Consider the following 16,811-nt stretch of genomic DNA (forward strand, 5'->3'; position numbering starts at 1 on the left):
CGCCCGCGGCACCTATGCCGACGGCTCGGCCTTCAGTGTCACCGGCGCCCTCAACCCGAACAACGATAGCCACGGCACCCACGTCACCGGCACCATGGGCGCGGCCCGGGATGGCAGCGGCATGCATGGCGTGGCGTACAACGCGCAGATCTACGTCGCCAATACCAACCAGAACGACAGCTTCCTGTTCGGCCCCAACCCCGACCCAGCTTATTTCAAGGCCGCGTACGGCGCCCTGGCCGACGCCGGGGTGCGCGCCATCAACAACAGCTGGGGCAGCCAGCCGCCGGACGTGACCTACGCCACCCTCGACGGCCTGCACGCGGCCTACGCCCAGCACTATGGCCGCGGCACCTGGCTGGACGAAGCGGCCGACGTCTCGCGCCAGGGTGTGATCAACGTCTTCAGCGCCGGCAATACCGGCTACGCCAATGCCAGCGTGCGGGCTTCGCTGCCCTACTTCGAGCCGGACCTGGAAGGCCACTGGCTGGCGGTGTCGGGCCTCGATAGCGCCAACGGCCAACGCTACAACCAGTGCGGGATCGCCAAGTACTGGTGCATCACCACGCCAGGGCGGCTGATCAACAGCACCGTGCCGGGCGATGATTACGCGATCAAGTCCGGTACCTCGATGGCCGCGCCCCACGCCACCGGCGCCCTGGCGCTGGTGATGGAGCGCTATCCGTACATGGACAACCAGCAGGCGCTGCAAGTCCTGCTGACCACGGCGACCCAGCTCGATGGCTCGGTCACCCGGGCGCCCACCGACAGCGTGGGCTGGGGCGTGGCCAACCTGGAGCGGGCGATGCGCGGTCCGGGCCAACTGCTCGGTTCCTTCGATGTCACGCTGGACGCGGGCCAGACGGACGTGTGGAGCAACGATATTTCCGATCAGGCGCTGCTCCAGCGCCAGACCGAAGACAGCGCCGAACAGGCCGCGTGGCAGCGAACCCTGGCCAGCCGTGGCTGGCAGAACGGCCTCGACGACACCGCCAGCCAGCAGGACCGCAGCGACTATGCGGTGGGCACCGCTCGCGCCGCCGCCGCGGCACTGCGCCAGTACCAGGGCAGCCTGATCAAGTCCGGCGCCGGTCGACTGATCCTGGAGGGCGACAACACCTACCGGGGCGGCACCTGGGTCAACGGCGGCCTGCTGTCGGTCAACGGTTCGCTCGTCTCGGCGGTGCAGGTCGACGCCGGCGGTACCCTGGGGGGCGATGGCCAGGTCGGCAGGCTGATCGCCCACAGCGGGGGACGCGTGGCACCGGGCAATTCCATCGGCACGCTGCGGGTGGCAGGTGACGTGGCCTTCGAGCCGGGTTCGACTTACGCGGTGGAGCTTTCGCCCACGGCCAGCGACCGTATCGTCGCCAGCGGCGGCGCCCGGGTAGCGGGCGCGAACATGACCCTGGCGTTCGACGACACTCCCATCGCGCTGAACGCCACGCCGGGCCAGAGCCTGCTGGGTCGCCGATACAACCTGCTGCAGGCCGCCAACGGCATCGACGGCCAATTTGCCTCGGTGGCGTCCAGCACCCCCTTCCTGAGGGGCCGACTGGACACCGCGGCCCACGACGTCGTGCTCAGCGTCGAGCGCGCGGCCACCTTCGACAGCGTCGCGCGAACCCCCAACCAAGCCGCGGTCGCGACTGCCGCCGAGCGGTTGGGCGCTGGCCATCCGGTGTACGAGAATCTGTTGCTCGCCGGCAGCGCAGCGTCCGCGCGCGACAACCTGCAGCAGTTGTCCGGTGAGCTTTACCCGGCCATCGGGACGGCGCTGATCAACGACAGCCGCTCCGTGCGCGATGCCGTGGACGAGCGCCTGGGAGCCGGCGGATTAGGCGTCGATGCCGAGACCGCCGGGGCGGACAACCTGTGGCTCAAAGCCCTGGGGGCCTGGGGCAAGACCGATTCGCGCGGCGACACGGCCGGTTACACCACCTCGCTCGGCGGCCTGCTGGCCGGCGTCGACGGCGAGGTCGCCGAGGATACCCGCCTGGGCCTGCTCGCCGGCTACAGCGACAGCGGGCTGAACATGGGCTCCGGCACCCATTCCCAGGCGTCGGTGGACAGCTATCACCTGGGGGCTTACGTCGGCCACGAAATCGGCGCGCTGCGCCTGACCTTCGGCGGCGCCTACAGCTGGCACCGCATCGATGCCAAGCGCGAGGTCCAGGTGGGCGGAGCCAGCGGCAGGGAAAAGACCACGCACGACGCGCAGTCCGCCCAGGCGTTCACCGAGGCGGCCTACCGCATCCGCTTGCAGCCGGCGACTCTCGAGCCTTTCGCCAACCTGGCCTACGTGCGGCTGAATAGCGACGACTTCACCGAGAAAGGCGATGCCGCGGCATTGTCAGGCGGCGACGACACCCGCGACGCGGTGCTCGGCACCCTCGGCGTGCGCGCGCTGAAGACCATCGCCGTCGGCGACCGGCAGAACCTCGACCTGTCGGGCAGCCTCGGCTGGCAGCACGCCCTGAGCGACATCGACGCCGAACGGCACCTGGCTTTCGCCTCCGCCGACGCGGGCTTCGCCATCGAAAGCTCGCCCCTGGTACGCGATGCCGCCTTGGTCGGCGCCCACGCCAGCCTGGCGTTGAGCAAGGCGGCCAAGGTGAGCCTGGATTACAGCGGCCAACTGGCCAACCGGGAAAGAAGCCACGGCGTCGGGCTGAGCCTCAACTGGCAGTTCTGAGCCAGAACATTCGAATCCACAGTAAACAACGCGCTTGCAAAAGCAGGCGCGTGGCGTTTTGCGTGCGTTAACTAAGGACGGTAGTTTCATGAAAGATGTGTTGAAAACCCGACAGGCTCCTGTCAGCTCCATTCGCCAATCCATCCGCGCGATCAACCGTGCCTCCTGCGGCGCGTTGGCCTGCTACCTCGCCACCTTGGGCGCGGCCCAGGCCGCGCCCTACGTCGAAGCAGGCCAGGCCGGCAACGCCGCCAGCTGGCGCAGCGCCGAATTCAATGCCGACTGGGGGCTGGGCGCCATCCACGCCGACCAGGCCTATGCGGGCGGCTACACCGGCCGGGACGTCAAGCTGGGGATCTTCGATCAGCCGGTGTACGCCGCGCATCCGGAGTTCGCCGGCCCCGACAAGGTGGTCAACCTGGTGACCAGCGGCATCCGCGAATACACCGACCCCTACATCCCGGTGCACGCCGGCGATCCGTTCCGCTACGACGGCTCGCCGAGCCTGGACTCCAACGGCAAGCTGGGTAACCACGGCACCCACGTGGGCGGCATCGCCGCCGGCAGCCGCGACGGCGGCCCGATGCATGGCGTGGCCTTCGACGCGCAGATCATCAGCGCCGACAACGGCGACCCGGGCCCCGAGGACGGCATCGTGCTGGGCAACGACGGCGCGGTATACCAGGCCGGCTGGAACGCGCTGATCGACAGCGGCGCGCGGATCATCAACAACAGTTGGGGCATCGGCATCACCGACCGGTTCGACGAGGGCGGCAAGGACCCGGCCTTCCCGCACTTCACCGTGCAGGACGCCCAGTTGCAGTTCGATCAGATCCGGCAGATCCTCGGCACCCGTCCGGGCGGCGCCTATCAGGGCGCCATCGACGCCGCCCGCAGCGGGGTGGTGACGATCTTCGCGGCTGGCAACGATTACAACCTGAACAACCCCGATGCCATGGCCGGGCTGGGCTATTTCGTCCCGGAGATCGCCCCCAACTGGCTGACCGTGGCCGCCCTGCAACAGAACCCGGACGCCGCCGCGGCCGCCTCCACCCCCTACATCCTCAGCACCTTCTCGTCGCGCTGCGGCTATACCGCCAGCTTCTGCGTGTCGGCCCCGGGCACGCGCATCTACAGCTCGGTGCTCAACGGCACCAGCCTGGAAAACCTGACCGTCGGCTGGGCCAACAAGAACGGTACCTCCATGGCCGCGCCGCACGCCGCGGGCAGCATGGCGGTGCTCATGGAGCGCTTCCCGTACATGAGCGGCGCGCAGGTGGCCAGCGTATTGAGGACCACCGCCACCGACCTCGGCGCCCCCGGCGTCGACGCGCTGTACGGCTGGGGCATGATCGACCTGGGCAAGGCCATCGGCGGCCCGGGCATGTTCGTCACCGAGGCGGACATCCCGGCCGAGTTCCGCATCGACGGCGCCTACGGCGACAGCCAGTTCGTCGTCGATCTCCCCGGCGTCGGCGCCGTGGTCGATGCCGGCAAGCCCACGCAGCGCACCTGCAGCGGCCCGCAATGCGGGCTGGACGTGTGGAGCAACGCCATCGCCGGGCACGGCGGCCTGACCAAGCAAGGCATCGGCACCCTGGTGCTGACCGGCACCAGCACCTACAGCGGCCCGACCCTGGTCAACCAGGGGCGCCTGGCCGTCGACGGTTCGCTGGTCTCGGCGGTGACGGTCAACGACAGCGGCGTGTTGAGCGGCACCGGTCGCGTCGGTTCGCTGACCGCCCACCGCGGCGCGTTCGTCGCCCCGGGCAACTCCATCGGCACCCTGCAGGTGACCGGCGACCTCGACCTGGCGCCCGGCTCGACCTACGCGGTCGAACTCTCCTCCCGCGAAAGCGACCGCATCGTCGCTGGCGGGCGGGCCCGGGTGGACGGCGCCAACCTGGCGATGGCCCTGGAATACGATGCCTCGCTGCTGAACGCCCGCCCGACCAGCAGCGTGCTCGGCCAGCGGTTCGACGTGCTGCAAGCCGCCGGGGGCGTCCAGGGTCGGTTCGGCTCGGTGTTGGCGGACTACGCGTTCCTGACCGGCGACCTGGTCTACACCGGCACCGGCATGAGCCTGGCCGTCGAGCGCAATGGCGACAGCTTCGCCAGTGCCGCGCAGACGTCCAACCAGCGCAGCGTGGCGGAGGCCGCGGAAGGGTTGGGCGCGGGCAACGCGGTCTACGAGAGCGTGCTGTTGAGCCGGGATGCCGCCACCGCCCGCCGGGCGTACACGCAGTTGTCGGGCGAAGTGCATCCGGCCATCGCCACGCAACTGATCAACGACAGCCGGCAGTTGCGCGAGGCGGTGGGCGATCGCCTGCGGGTCGAGGGGCTGTACGACCAGCCGGCGCCGAACAGCGACGACAACAACGTCTGGGTCAAGGCGCTGGGTGCCTGGGGCAAGAACTCCGGCAGCAGCGACGGCGCCAGTTCCACCTCATCCCTGGGCGGCTTGCTCGCGGGTGTCGACGGCCTGATCGGCGACCACACCCGCCTGGGGGCGATGGCCGGTTACAGCGACACGTCGCTGGGCCTGGGCGACGACACCCACTCGCATGCCTCGGCGGACAGCTACCACCTGGGCGCGTACATCGGCCACGAAAAGGGCGCCCTGCGCCTGACCGCGGGCGCGTCCCACAGCTGGCACCGCATCGACGTCAAGCGCGACCTGCAATTCGGCGCATTTTCCGATCGCCAGAAGGTCAAGCGTGACGCGCAGTCGACCCAGGTCTTCACCGAAGCCGCCTACCGCCTGGACCTGCGGCCGCTGGCCGTGGAGCCGTTCGCCAACCTGGCTTACGTGCATCTGGACAGTGACGACTTCACCGAGAAAGGCGGCGCCACCGCGCTCAAGGGCGGCGACGACAGCCGTGACGCCGTGCTCTCGACCCTGGGCCTGCGGGCCGGCAACCGCTTCAACCTCAACGACACGCAGAAGCTGGACGTTTCGGGCACCCTGGGCTGGCAGCACAACCTGAGCGATATCTCGTCCGAACAGCACCTGGCGTTCGCCAGCGGGGTGAATGACTTCACCGCGCGAGGCGTCTCGATGGATCGCGACGCCGCCGTGGTCGGCGCCCGCGCCAGCCTGGCCTTGAGCCAGGATGCGCGGGTCAACCTGGACTACAACGGCTTGCTGGGCGCGCGCGACAAGACCCACGGCGTGGGCTTGTCGCTGGACTGGCGGTTCTGACCGGCCGGTGGCCTCGTCCGTCATCGACACCGAGACGGACAGACCTGTAGCCCCGCGCAGCCAACGGGCTGCCTGGGAGTAGTCCCAGGCAGCTCCCGATCCGGGGAATGGCGAAACGAACTTCTCGTTTCGCCATTTTTTTGCTCGACCTCCCGGCGGGCTGGACCCGGCGACTGCACCCCGGGTGCGTCCCTGGCCAGCGCAGGCTCCCTCCGCCGCAAGCGCCAGGCCTACCCCAGGGTTTCCGCGCGCGCAGGCGGTGCTTGGAACCCACGTGCGTCGGTACAACGGGTGAACGCTTCTCCCCCACCCGCTTTGCCCGCCCGGCCTCCGCCCGTTGGCGTTCCGGGCAGCGACCGGACCCTGATAAGGCCGTTCTCGCGTCCAAGGCTTCCGTGCCCGCCCAGTGGCGCTCGCCCGCCATCCTGCCCGAGGCGACACGGGCGGAGCCACGGCCCCATTCTCGCCGCCTCGAAACCGATCCCAGGCTGGCTCCGCCCCCTCAGATCATCGCCAGCGGCCGCTTGCGGGTCGGCGCCGGAAAGGCCTGGTCCAGCGTCGCCATATCCTCGGCGCTCAAACGCAGGTCCGCGGCGGCGGCGTTCTGCTTCAGGTGCAGCGGATCGACCGCCTTGGGGATGGCGATCACTCCGTCGCCGCGCAGCACCCAGGCCAGCGCCACCTGGGCCGGCGTGGCGTCCTGGCGGCGGGCCACCTCGAGCAGGGCCGGATGTTCCAGCAGACGACTGCCCTGCCCCACCGGGCAGTACGCCATCAGCGGCAATCCCTGGCGGCGCTGCCAGGGCAGCAGGTCGAACTCGATGCCGCGCGCCTCCGGGTTGTACAGCACCTGGTTCGCCGCGCAATCCGGCGCATCCAGCTCTTGCAGGTCGTCGAGGTCGAAGTTGGACACGCCCCAGCGGCGGATCTTGCCTTGCTCGCGCAGACGCTCGAAGGCCTCCAGGGTTTCCGCCAGCGGGTATTCGCCGCGCCAGTGCAGCAGGTACAGGTCGAGGTAGTCGGTGCCCAGGCGCCGCAGGCTGTCCTCGCAGGCCTTCGGCAGGCTGTCGCGGCCGGCGTGCCAGGGGTAGGCCTTGCTGACCAGGAACACCTGCTCGCGGCGTCCGCCGATGGCCTCGCCCACCACGCGCTCCGCGCCGCCTTCGGCGTACATCTCGGCGGTGTCGATCAGGCTCATGCCCAGTTCGAGGCCCTCGCGCAAGGCGGTGACTTCGCGGACGCGCTGGTCTTGTCGCTCGCCCATGTGCCAGGTGCCTTGGCCGAGCAAGGGTACGGACTGGCCATCCTTCAGGTTCAGGTAGCGCATCGATATTCTCCTTGGGAAAGGCCCCGGAGTGGCGCGAAGCCGGGGCACTGGTGTAATGACGGCCGAGTCGCTTGGCGACCGGCCCCGGCCTGGGAAACGGCCGACGGCCGCGGGACCGGGTTCGAGCAGCCGCCCCGCCCCGCGACCTCGCTGAAATCTTTTGTATCCCGCCCGCCATCCGCGAAACGTGCGCCGCCGCCGATAACCGCAGAACCGCGGCCATCGCGGATTGCAGGGGATCGCGACGTGCAAGTACCCTTCCGCCTTGCCGCCGATCAAGCGCGGGAACCCTCATCGGCGGGACGACAGCATGCAAACCGGACGTGACCTTCGAATCGACTTTTTCCGTGGCCTGGCCCTGGTGTTCATCTTCTGGGACCACATCCCGCAGAACCCGCTCGGCCTGCTCACCCCACGCAACGTCGGTTTCAGCGATGCGGCGGAAATCTTCGTGTTCCTCGCCGGCTACGTCGCGGTGCTGGCCTACGGCAAGCTGCTGCTGCGCGACGGCTACGCCTTCGCCTGCCTGCGCATCCTGCGCCGGGTCTGGGTGCTCTACGTGGCGCACATCTTCCTGCTCGCGGTGCTCATGGGCATCGTGTTCTTCACCAACAGCCACGTGGAAACCCGCGACTTCATCGCCGAGATGGGCCTCGGGTATTTCCTCAGCGACCCGCAGCAGGCCTTGATCGACGAACTGCTGCTGCGCTTCAAGCCCAACCTGATGGACCCGCTGCCGCTGTACATCGTTCTGCTCATGGCCCTGCCGTTGATCCTGCCGGCCCTGTTGCGCCGGCCGTTGCAGACCTGCTGCCTGTCCCTGGCGATCTATCTGTGCGCGCCGCTGCTGCAATGGAATTTCGACGCCGCCAGCGGCGGCAAATGGTTCTTCAACCCCTGGGCCTGGCAGTTCCTCTTCGTGCTCGGCGGCGCGGCCGCCCTGCGCGCGCAACGGCGCGGCGAGCGCCAGGCAGCGCCGCGCCCGGCCTGGCGGCGACCGCTGTTCCTGGCCTGTGCCACCTACCTGGCAATCACCGGCCTGATCGCACTGTCCTGGAAATTCGTGGCCTGGCACGATGCCTGGATGCCCCAGGCCCTGGCCAATGGGCTCTACCCGATCGACAAAACCAATCTCGCGCCGGCGCGCCTGCTGCACTTCCTCGCCCTCGCTCACTGCGTGGCGGCGCTCCTGCCCCAGGGCGACTGGCTGCGTCGCGGGCCGGCACGGGAGTTCGCCCGGATGGGCAGCTATTCGCTGGAAGTCTTCTGCCTAGGCGTGCTGCTCGCGCCCCTGGCGGACGCCGCCAGCACCCTGGCCGACGATCACCCGCTGGCGCAGATCGGCAGCGCCTTGGCCGGGCTCGGCCTGATGATGGCGCTGGCCGCCTGGCTCGACCTGAACAAGCGCCTCGGCGAACGACCGAGAACGCCGCCCTTGCGCGAGCGCTTGCAGCCAACCTGAACGGAAATACAAAGGGGCGTCGCGGACGCGGCGCCCCTGTCGCGGGTCAGGAGAGGACGCGCGGTGCCGGTTCGACGGCGCGGGCGGCGGGCGCCAGCTTGAACAGGTGGTAGAGCGCCACCAGCAGGACCAGGAACACCGGTCCGACGTACAGCGCGATGCGGGTGTCCGGGAAGTAGGCCATCAGGCCGACCACCAGCACCAGGAACGCCATCGCCAGGTAGGAACTCAGCGGGTACAGCCACATGCGGAAGGCCAGGCGATCGCGCTCGGCCGGGCTCAGGCCGCGACGGAAGCGCAGTTGCGCCAGCAGGATCATCGCCCAGGTCCAGATCGCCCCGAAGGTGGCGATGGAGGTCACCCAGACGAACACCTTCTCCGGCACCAGGTAGTTCAGCAGCACGCCGAACAGCAGCGCCACCGCCGACACCAACAGCGCACGCCGCGGCACGCCTTGGGTGGTCACGGCGAAGGCGCGCGGGGCCTGGCCTTGCTGCGCCAGGCTGTAGAGCATGCGCCCGGTGCTGAAGATGCCGCCGTTGCAGGAGGACAGCGCGGCGGTGATCACCACGAAGTTGATGATCCCGGCGGCGGTCTTGATGCCCATGCGCTCGAAGGTCATCACGAAGGGGCTGCCCTGGGTGCCGATCTCGTTCCACGGGTAGATGGACAGGATCACGAACAGCGCGCCGACGTAGAACAGCAGGATGCGCCAGAACACCGAGCCGATGGCGTGGGGAATGGTCTTCTGCGGGTTCTTCGCTTCGCCGGCGGTGAGGCCGATCATTTCCACGCCCAGGTAGGCGAACATCACCATCTGCAACGACATCAGCACGCCCTGCACGCCGTTGGGCATGAAGCCGCCATGGGTCCACAGGTTGGCGATGCCGGTGGCGACGCCGCCGTTACCGATGCCGAAGACGATCATCCCGGCGCCGGCGACGACCATCGCGATGATGGTGACGATCTTGATCAGGGCGAACCAGAACTCGAACTCGCCGAAGGCGCGCACCGCGATCAGGTTGACCGCGCTCATGCTCACCAGCGCCGCCAGGGCCCAGATCCAGCGCGGCACGTCGGGGAACCAGACGCCCATGTAGATGGCCACCGCGGTAATTTCCGCGACGCAGGTCACCAGCCAGAGGAACCAGTAGTTCCAGCCGGTGAGGAACCCGGCCAGCGGCCCCAGGTAGTCCTGGGCGTAGCGGCTGAAGGAGCCCGCCACCGGATTGTGTACGGCCATTTCGCCGAGGGCACGCATGATCACCAGGATGGCCAGGCCACCGATGACGTAGGACAGCATGATGGCCGGGCCGGCCATCTGGATGGCTTTCGCCGAACCGAGGAACAGGCCGACGCCGATGCAGGCACCCAGGGCCATCAGGCGGATGTGCCGCTCGCCCAGGTCGCGATGCAGCGTGTCAGATTGCGGGTCGTTTTCACCGACGTGCATGGAGCGGTTACCTCTATCTTGTATTTATCGAGAAATCAGGCGCAGGCCGATGGGGCGTGGCGATAGCCGGCGCACCCCGTGGTTCGAACCCGCCTTCGTGGGGCGGGACGGACACACGAGAGCCGAGGCGTCCGAGGTCGGCGGCGAGTTTTGCACAAAGACAGGTCAGCGTCATGCCCCGCTTTAGAGCGCTCGCCCCTCCTGGGCGGGATTTTTCCGGCGACGACTCCAGGCTTTGCGCGAGGCCGGCCCCCGGCGCGGCAGCTTTTGCTGCCAGAGGTGAGAAAATCGGCATAAAACCCAGAAAAAATGCCGCGCCACCAGATTGCCATGAGCGGGAGCGTCCGGCGGAAAATCCGCTCGACCGCGCCTTAGGACGCCCGGACGGCCACCAGCAGCAGGGACAGCGGCTGGCCGGTCTGCGGATGCACGGGTTCGCGCACACTTTCGAGGCGCAACCCCGCCCCCACCAGGAGCGCGAACCAGGATTCCAGGGTGCGGAAATACCAGGGCATGGGTGTGAACGCCCCGGCGAAGGCGGCGAAGCGCTCCTCGCGCCAGCCGTCCCGGTACCCCTCCCCGGCGAGGCTCCAGGGGTGCAGGGTCTGGATCAGCAGCGCGCCTCCCGGCTCCAGGGCCTCGGCCAGCGCGCCGAGCAGGCGGTCGGCCTGGGCATCGAGGAGGGCGAAGTTGCACACGATCGCCGCGAAAACGCCGAAGCGACGGGGCCGAGCCTGGAGCTCGGCGTAGCTGAGGTGTTCGAAGCGGCCACCGGCGGCACGGGCCTGCTCGACCAGCGCCGCCGAGCCGTCCACCCCGAGCGCGTCGATGCGCTGCGCCGCCAGGGCCCGGCACAGCCAGCCCTCGCCGCACCCCACATCCAGCACCCGCGCCGGTTCGCGCTCGCGCAGCGCCTCGAGGATCGCCCGATCGGTGGCCAGCCGCCGGCTCTCGATCCGCGCCTCGCGGACCACGCGGGTCCAGGCCTCGGCGTTGCGTTGCCAGCTCTGCTGGAGTCGCCCGGATTGGTCGTCGTCTGGCATGTCCGATCCTCGATTGCCGCCGGTGCCTCAGCCATTGCGCCGCTGCGACGCCACGAACAGCGCCTCGACCTTCTGTCGCGCCCAGGCGGTGCGGCGCAGGAAGCCCAGGCTGGACTTGATGCTGGGCTCGTGGCTGAAGCAGCGGATGTCGATCCGCGACGCCAGCCCGTCCCAGCCATAACGCGCCACCAGGTCGATGAGGATGGCTTCCAGGGTCATGCCATGCAGGGGGTCTTTTGAAGGCGGGGTCATGGCGAATCGCTCGAATAGGACGTTGAGGCATGGCGGCGAGCTTAGCAGAGCGCCGCCGCGCCCAGGCAGGCCGGCGGCATGCCCGGGCAGTGGCGGCATGCCGGAAACCAAGCGGCCCGCTTCCCTCATCGGGAAACGGGCCGCTTGCGATGGCGAGCCTGCCGCGCCGTTGCGGGCGCGGCGAGGCGGTCTACCGATGGGCGTCCTGGTATTCCTGCTCGGCCGCGTCGAAACGGCTCTGCATGGAAGCCGATGGTTGCTTGTCCAGCAGGCTGAACACCAGGATGGCGAGGCTGGCGAAGGCGAAGCCCGGGATGATCTCGTAGAGGCCGAACAGCGCCAACTGCTTCCAGACGATCACCGTCACCGCTCCCACCAGCATGCCGGCCAGCGCGCCGTTGCGGGTCATGCGCTTCCACAGCAGGGAGAACAGCACCACCGGGCCGAAGGCCGCGCCGAAGCCGGCCCAGGCGTAGGAGACCAGGCCGAGTACCTTGCTGTCCGGGTTGGACGCGAGGGCGATGGCGACGCAGGAGATCAGCAGCACCATGGCGCGGCCGACCCAGACCAGCTCGCGCTCGCTGGCGCTTTTGCGCAGGAAGGCCTTGTAGAAGTCCTCGGTCAGGGCGCTGGAGCAGACCAGCAATTGGCAACTGAGGGTGCTCATCACCGCGGCGAGAATCCCCGACAGCACGATCCCGGCGATCCAGGGGTTGAACAGCAGCTTGGTCAGCTCGATGAACACGCGCTCGCTGTTCTCGGTCACCGCGCCGGCCTGGCCGAGGTTGTCGGCAAAGTAGGCGATGCCGAAGAAGCCGGCGGCCACCGCGCCGCCCAGGCAGAGAATCATCCAGGTCATGCCGATGCGCCGGGCCGCGGGGATCGACTTCACCGAGTCGGCGGCCATGAAGCGCACCAGGATGTGCGGCTGGCCGAAGTAGCCCAGGCCCCACCCCAGCAGCGACAGGATGGCGATCACGCTCATCCCGCGGAACAGGTCGAAGTTCGCCGGGTTGCGCGCGTCGATGGTGGCGATCGCGGCGTCATAGTCGCCGAGGGCGAGAATCGCGCAGATCGGCGTGACCAGCAGGGCGAAGATCATCAGCGTGGCCTGCACGGTATCGGTCCAGCTCACCGCCAGGAAGCCGCCGACGAAGACATAGGCGATGGTCGCCGCCGCGCCGATCCAGAGGGCGAGGTCGTAGGACACGCCGAAGGTGCTTTCGAACAGGCGGGCGCCGGCGACCACCCCGGAGGCGCAGTAGATGGTGAAGAACACCAGGATCACCAGGGCCGACAGCACCCGCAGGATGCGGCTGGTGTCCTCGAAGCGGTAGGTGAAGTAGTCCGGCAGGGTCAGGGCATTGTTGGCGTGCTCGGTGTGCACCCGCAGGCGTCCGGCGACCAGCAGCCAGTTGAGCCAGGCACCGATGATCAGGCCGATGGCGATCCAGCTTTCCGACAGCCCGGACAGGTAGATGGCGCCGGGCAGGCCCATCAGCAGCCAGCCGCTCATGTCGGATGCCCCGGCGGACAGGGCGGTGACGACGCTGCCGAGGCTGCGGCCGCCGAGGATGTAATCGGAGAAGTTGTGGGTCGCGCGGTAGGCGGCGAAGCCGATCAGCACCATGGCAAGGATGTAGATCACGAAGGTGATCAGAGTGGGATTGCTTGCACTCACTAGGGGTCTCCCCTTTGCGTTGTTGTTATACGGCCGGGGGTTGGCTCCCGGATTCCGCTCGAAGGACTGGCCGCGCATGGCGACCGCCCGGTGTTCCGCTATGCATGGCCGCGCCCGCCGCTCACGCGGGCGATTCGATGGCATGGGGTAAAGACGAAGCGCAGCTCGCGCGAGTTACGTGCGAGGGCTCTACGCCAATGGATGGCGCGCCGCGAACGGCGGGCGGGGCCCGCCGCGGCGCCAGGCGAGGCCGCGGCATGCGCCGCGGCCCGGGTCAGTCGACGTCGCCCAGGGACAGCAGCGAGGCGTTGCCGCCGACCGCCGTGGTATTCACCGAGGTGGTGCGTTCGCTGACGAAGCGCAGCAGGTAATTCGGCCCGCCGGCCTTGGGACCGGTCCCGGAAAGCCCGTGCCCCCCGAAGGGTTGCACGCCGACCACCGCGCCGATCTGGTTGCGGTTGACGTAGAGGTTGCCGACCCGCGCCAGGTGCTCGATGCGCCGGGCGGTTTCCTCGTTGCGGCTGTGCACGCCCAGGGTCAGGCCGAAGCCGGTGGCGTTGATCGCGTGGACGACCTTTTCCAGGTCGCCGGCGGCGAAGCGCACCACGTGCAGCACCGGACCGAAGTTTTCCTTCTCCAAGGCGTCGATGCCTGCGATCTCGAAGGCCACCGGCGCCACGAAATGGCCGTCGAGCCCGGCCGGCAGCGGGGTCTCGGCGATCAGCCGGCCTTGCTGCTTCAATTGCGCGACATGGCTATCGAGGCCGGCCTTGGCCTCGCCGTCGATCACCGGGCCCACGTCGTTCTCGCGCAGATGGGTCGCGCCCACCTTGAGTTCGGCCATGGCGCCCTTGAGCAGCTCGATCACCCGATCGGCGATGTCGTTCTGCACGTACATCACGCGCAGGGCCGAGCAGCGCTGGCCGGCGCTGGTGAAGGCCGAATTGACGGCATCCTTGACCACCTGCTCGGGCAGCGCGGTGGAATCCACGATCATCGCGTTCTGCCCGCCGGTCTCGGCGATCAGCGCGGCGATGGGGCCGGGCTTGTCGGCCAGTTGCCGGTTGATCAGCCGCGCGGTGTCGGTGGAGCCGGTGAAGGCCACGCCGACCAGGCGCGCATCGCGGCAGAAAACACCGCCCAGGGTGGCGCCATCCCCCGGCAGCAGGGCGATGACATCCTTGGGCAGGCCGGCCTCGAACATCAGTTCGAGGGTCCGCGCGGCGATCAGGCTGGTCTGCTCGGCGGGCTTGGCGATCACCGTATTGCCGGCCACCAGGGCGGCGCTGATCTGGCCCAGGTAGATCGCCAGGGGGAAGTTCCACGGGCTGATGCAGGCGAAGATGCCGCGGCCTTCATAAAACAGTTCGTTGCGTTCGCCGGTCGGGCCCTGCAACTCGCTGCGCACCAGGCGCAGGCGGGCCTGCTGGGCGTAATAGCGGCAGAAGTCCACCGCTTCGCGGACCTCGTCGATGCCGTCCTGCAGCGATTTGCCGGCTTCGCGGGTGCACAGCGCCAGCAGTTCCGCGCGATTGCGTTCCAGCAGGTCGGCCAGGCGCTCGAAGATCGCCGCGCGCTCATCCACCGGCGTCGCGCTCCAGCGCGGCCAGGCCTTGTCCAGCACGTCCAGGGCGTGCCGGGCGTGCTCGGCGCTGGCCCACTGCACTTGGCCGACGGTCCTGCCCAGCTCGTAGGGGCAGCGGATTTCGTGAATCTCGCCGCTCAGGATGCGGCCGTCGACGACGGGCGCGGCCTGCCATTGGCGGTCGAGGTGGGGACGGAAGGCGGCTTCCAATTCTTGCCACTGCTGCTGGATATTCATGTTGAGGCCCTGGGAGTTTTTCCGGCCGTCGCCGAACAGCGCGGGCGGGAGAGGGATTCGATCGTTGCCGAGCGTCTTGAACGCACGAAGTTGCGTCACCGGATGGTCGATGAGGGAGTCCACCGGCACCCGCGGGTCGACCAACTGGTGGACGAAGGAGGAATTGGCCCCGTTCTCCAGCAGGCGTCGGACCAGGTAAGGCAGCAGGTCCTTGTGGGCGCCGACCGGGGCGTAGATGCGCACGTTCTTGCGGTATTTCTCGATCACCGTGTCGTACAGCGCATCGCCCATGCCGTGCAGGCGCTGGAACTCGAACTCGCGGGGCGTGCTGGCCGCGGCGGCCAGGTTGAGGATGCAGGTGACGGTGTGGGCGTTGTGGCTGGCGAACTGCGGGTAGATCACCCCACGGGTGTGCTCGGACAGCAGGTAGCGGGCGCAGGCCAGGTAGGACGTGTCGGTGCCTTCCTTGCGGGTGTAGACCGGGTAGCCGTCCAGGCCCTGGACCTGGCACTGCTTGATCTCGCTGTCCCAGTAGGCGCCCTTTACCAGGCGCAGGGGAATCCGCGCGCCCAGCTCCTTGCCCAGCAAGGTCAGCCAGACCAGCACCGGCAGGCAGCGCTTGGAATAGGCCTGGATCACCAGGCCGAATTCGCCCCAGCCGGCGATGGCCGGGTCGCGCATCAGTTTTTCGTAGAGCTCCAGGGACAGCTCGAGGCGGTCGGCCTCCTCGGCGTCGATGGTGATGCCGACGTCCAGGGCGCGGGCGCGGGAGGCCAGCTCGCGGACGTTGGCGAACAGCTCGCTGAGCACCCGCTCGCGTTGCGCCACTTCATAGCGCGGGTGCAGCGCCGACAGCTTGATCGAGATCGACGGACGCGGGCCCGGGCCGACCTGGGGCTCCTTGCCGACGGTGTCGATGGCCTGGCGATAGTCCGCCATGTACTTCTCGGCGTCGGCCTGGGTCAGCGCCGCCTCGCCAAGCATGTCGAAGGAGTAGGTGTAGCCCTGCTCCCGGCAGGGCCGGCCGTTCTTCAAGGCTTCGCCGATGGTGCGGCCGAGGACGAACTGCTTGCCCATCAGCTTCATCGCCTGGTTCATCGCGGCGCGGATCACCGGCTCGCCGGAACGACGGATCAGCCGGCCGAGGACGTTCTTCGGGCGGCCGTCGGCGGTGTCCGGGTCGATCACCTTGCCGGTCATCACCAGGCCCCAGGCGGCGAAGTTCACCAACAGGTTGTCGCTCTGGCCCAGGTGGCGCTCCCATTCCGCCGCGTTCAGCTTGTCGCGGATCAGCGCGTCGGCGGTGGCGGCGTCCGGCACCCGCAGCAGGGCCTCGGCCAGGCACATGAGCATCAGCCCTTCCTGGGTGTCGAGGCTGTACTGGCGCAGGAGCGCGTCGAGGGTGTCGACGGCGTTTTCCCGGCTGCGGACGTCCTCGATCAGGGTTCGCGCTTCGCGGCGGATGGCCGCGATGCCCGACTCCCCGGGGTCGGCGAGCTGGAGCAGCTCATTGAGATAGTCCGCTTCGTCGACGCTGTAGTTGGCGCTGATGACCGGGAAGAATTCGGCGGCCGTCTGCGTGGGAAAGTCGCCCTGCAAGACGTGAACAGCTTTGAACATCACGCCCCCTCCTCTTATGAGATGAGATGGTGGAGATCGTCGCTTGGGTCCGATCCACTGTAGCAAGGCCGGTGGAAACACAAGGATGGCATTCGGCCAACGCGACGGGGATGGCGGAATGTAGAGGCAGGCGGTCCGGGCATTCTTGCTGGAAGCTTCGGAGTTTTTGCGAAAAGCTCCTATTCGGGAACTTTCGCCGCAAAAGCCCTCATGGCCGTGGGGCCAATCGGCGGAGTCGAGGGTGTGCGGCGCAG

At 68.5% G+C, this 16,811-nt stretch carries 9 protein-coding genes; 3 read left to right on the forward strand and 6 right to left on the reverse strand.

Features of this window, described 5'->3' with window-relative positions; translation table 11 throughout:
* Together OGL92_RS19270 and OGL92_RS19275 are read left to right on the forward strand one after the other, a co-directional pair.
* Positions 1–2,695 (forward strand): autotransporter serine protease (locus tag OGL92_RS19270; RefSeq protein ID WP_263146756.1); only part of this gene is annotated, 2,695 nt, incomplete at its 5' end.
* An 88-nt stretch (positions 2,696–2,783) separates the two neighbouring features.
* Positions 2,784–5,897, forward strand: a complete 3,114-nt coding sequence (locus tag OGL92_RS19275) for an autotransporter serine protease (RefSeq protein WP_263146759.1) — start codon at positions 2,784–2,786, stop codon at positions 5,895–5,897.
* 502 nt (positions 5,898–6,399) lie between these two features.
* Here the strand turns inward: OGL92_RS19275 and OGL92_RS19280 are convergent.
* Complete coding sequence (locus OGL92_RS19280) at positions 6,400–7,224, reverse strand: aldo/keto reductase (RefSeq protein ID WP_263146761.1); 825 nt, start codon at positions 7,222–7,224, stop codon at positions 6,400–6,402.
* Positions 7,225–7,534: 310 nt separating this feature from the next.
* Between OGL92_RS19280 and OGL92_RS19285 the strand changes: the two genes are divergently transcribed.
* The gene (locus tag OGL92_RS19285) at positions 7,535–8,686 is read left to right on the forward strand and encodes an OpgC domain-containing protein (RefSeq protein ID WP_263146763.1); all 1,152 of its coding nucleotides are present in this window, start codon (positions 7,535–7,537) and stop codon (positions 8,684–8,686) included.
* Positions 8,687–8,732: 46 nt separating this feature from the next.
* Here the strand turns inward: OGL92_RS19285 and OGL92_RS19290 are convergent, their stop codons facing one another.
* The 5 genes from OGL92_RS19290 to putA all read right to left on the reverse strand — a co-directional run bounded on the left by OGL92_RS19290 (position 8,733) and on the right by putA (position 16,557).
* Positions 8,733–10,139 (reverse strand): amino acid permease, encoded by a 1,407-nt coding sequence (locus tag OGL92_RS19290; RefSeq protein ID WP_263146764.1) that lies wholly within the window; start codon positions 10,137–10,139, stop codon positions 8,733–8,735.
* Between the two features lie 371 nt (positions 10,140–10,510).
* The gene (locus OGL92_RS19295; protein ID WP_263146765.1) at positions 10,511–11,182 is read right to left on the reverse strand and encodes a class I SAM-dependent methyltransferase; all 672 of its coding nucleotides are present in this window, start codon (positions 11,180–11,182) and stop codon (positions 10,511–10,513) included.
* Between the two features lie 27 nt (positions 11,183–11,209).
* Positions 11,210–11,434, reverse strand: a complete 225-nt coding sequence (locus tag OGL92_RS19300; protein WP_263146767.1) for a VF530 family protein — start codon at positions 11,432–11,434, stop codon at positions 11,210–11,212.
* A 190-nt stretch (positions 11,435–11,624) separates the two neighbouring features.
* Complete coding sequence (putP, locus tag OGL92_RS19305; protein ID WP_263146770.1) at positions 11,625–13,115, reverse strand: sodium/proline symporter PutP; 1,491 nt, start codon at positions 13,113–13,115, stop codon at positions 11,625–11,627.
* A gap of 274 nt (positions 13,116–13,389) precedes the next feature.
* Entirely contained in the window at positions 13,390–16,557 is a 3,168-nt protein-coding gene (gene putA / locus OGL92_RS19310; protein WP_263146773.1) for a bifunctional proline dehydrogenase/L-glutamate gamma-semialdehyde dehydrogenase PutA, read from the reverse strand.
* Positions 16,558–16,811 lie beyond the last annotated feature (254 nt).

Origin of the sequence: Pseudomonas sp. RIT-PI-AD (assembly GCF_025642785.1) — a bacterium.
Lineage (GTDB): Bacteria > Pseudomonadota > Gammaproteobacteria > Pseudomonadales > Pseudomonadaceae > Pseudomonas_T.

Excerpts from the sequence above, each read along its gene's own strand:
- OGL92_RS19290 (WP_263146764.1), bottom strand. The coding sequence starts at position 10,139 with ATGCACGTCGGTGAAAACGACCCGCAATCTGACACGCTGCATCGCGAC.
- OGL92_RS19275 (WP_263146759.1), top strand. The coding sequence starts at position 2,784 with ATGAAAGATGTGTTGAAAACCCGACAGGCTCCTGTCAGCTCCATTCGC.
- OGL92_RS19300 (WP_263146767.1), bottom strand. The coding sequence starts at position 11,434 with ATGACCCCGCCTTCAAAAGACCCCCTGCATGGCATGACCCTGGAAGCC.
- OGL92_RS19285 (WP_263146763.1), top strand. The coding sequence starts at position 7,535 with ATGCAAACCGGACGTGACCTTCGAATCGACTTTTTCCGTGGCCTGGCC.
- OGL92_RS19295 (WP_263146765.1), bottom strand. The coding sequence starts at position 11,182 with ATGCCAGACGACGACCAATCCGGGCGACTCCAGCAGAGCTGGCAACGC.
- OGL92_RS19280 (WP_263146761.1), bottom strand. The coding sequence starts at position 7,224 with ATGCGCTACCTGAACCTGAAGGATGGCCAGTCCGTACCCTTGCTCGGC.
- putA (WP_263146773.1), bottom strand. The coding sequence starts at position 16,557 with ATGTTCAAAGCTGTTCACGTCTTGCAGGGCGACTTTCCCACGCAGACG.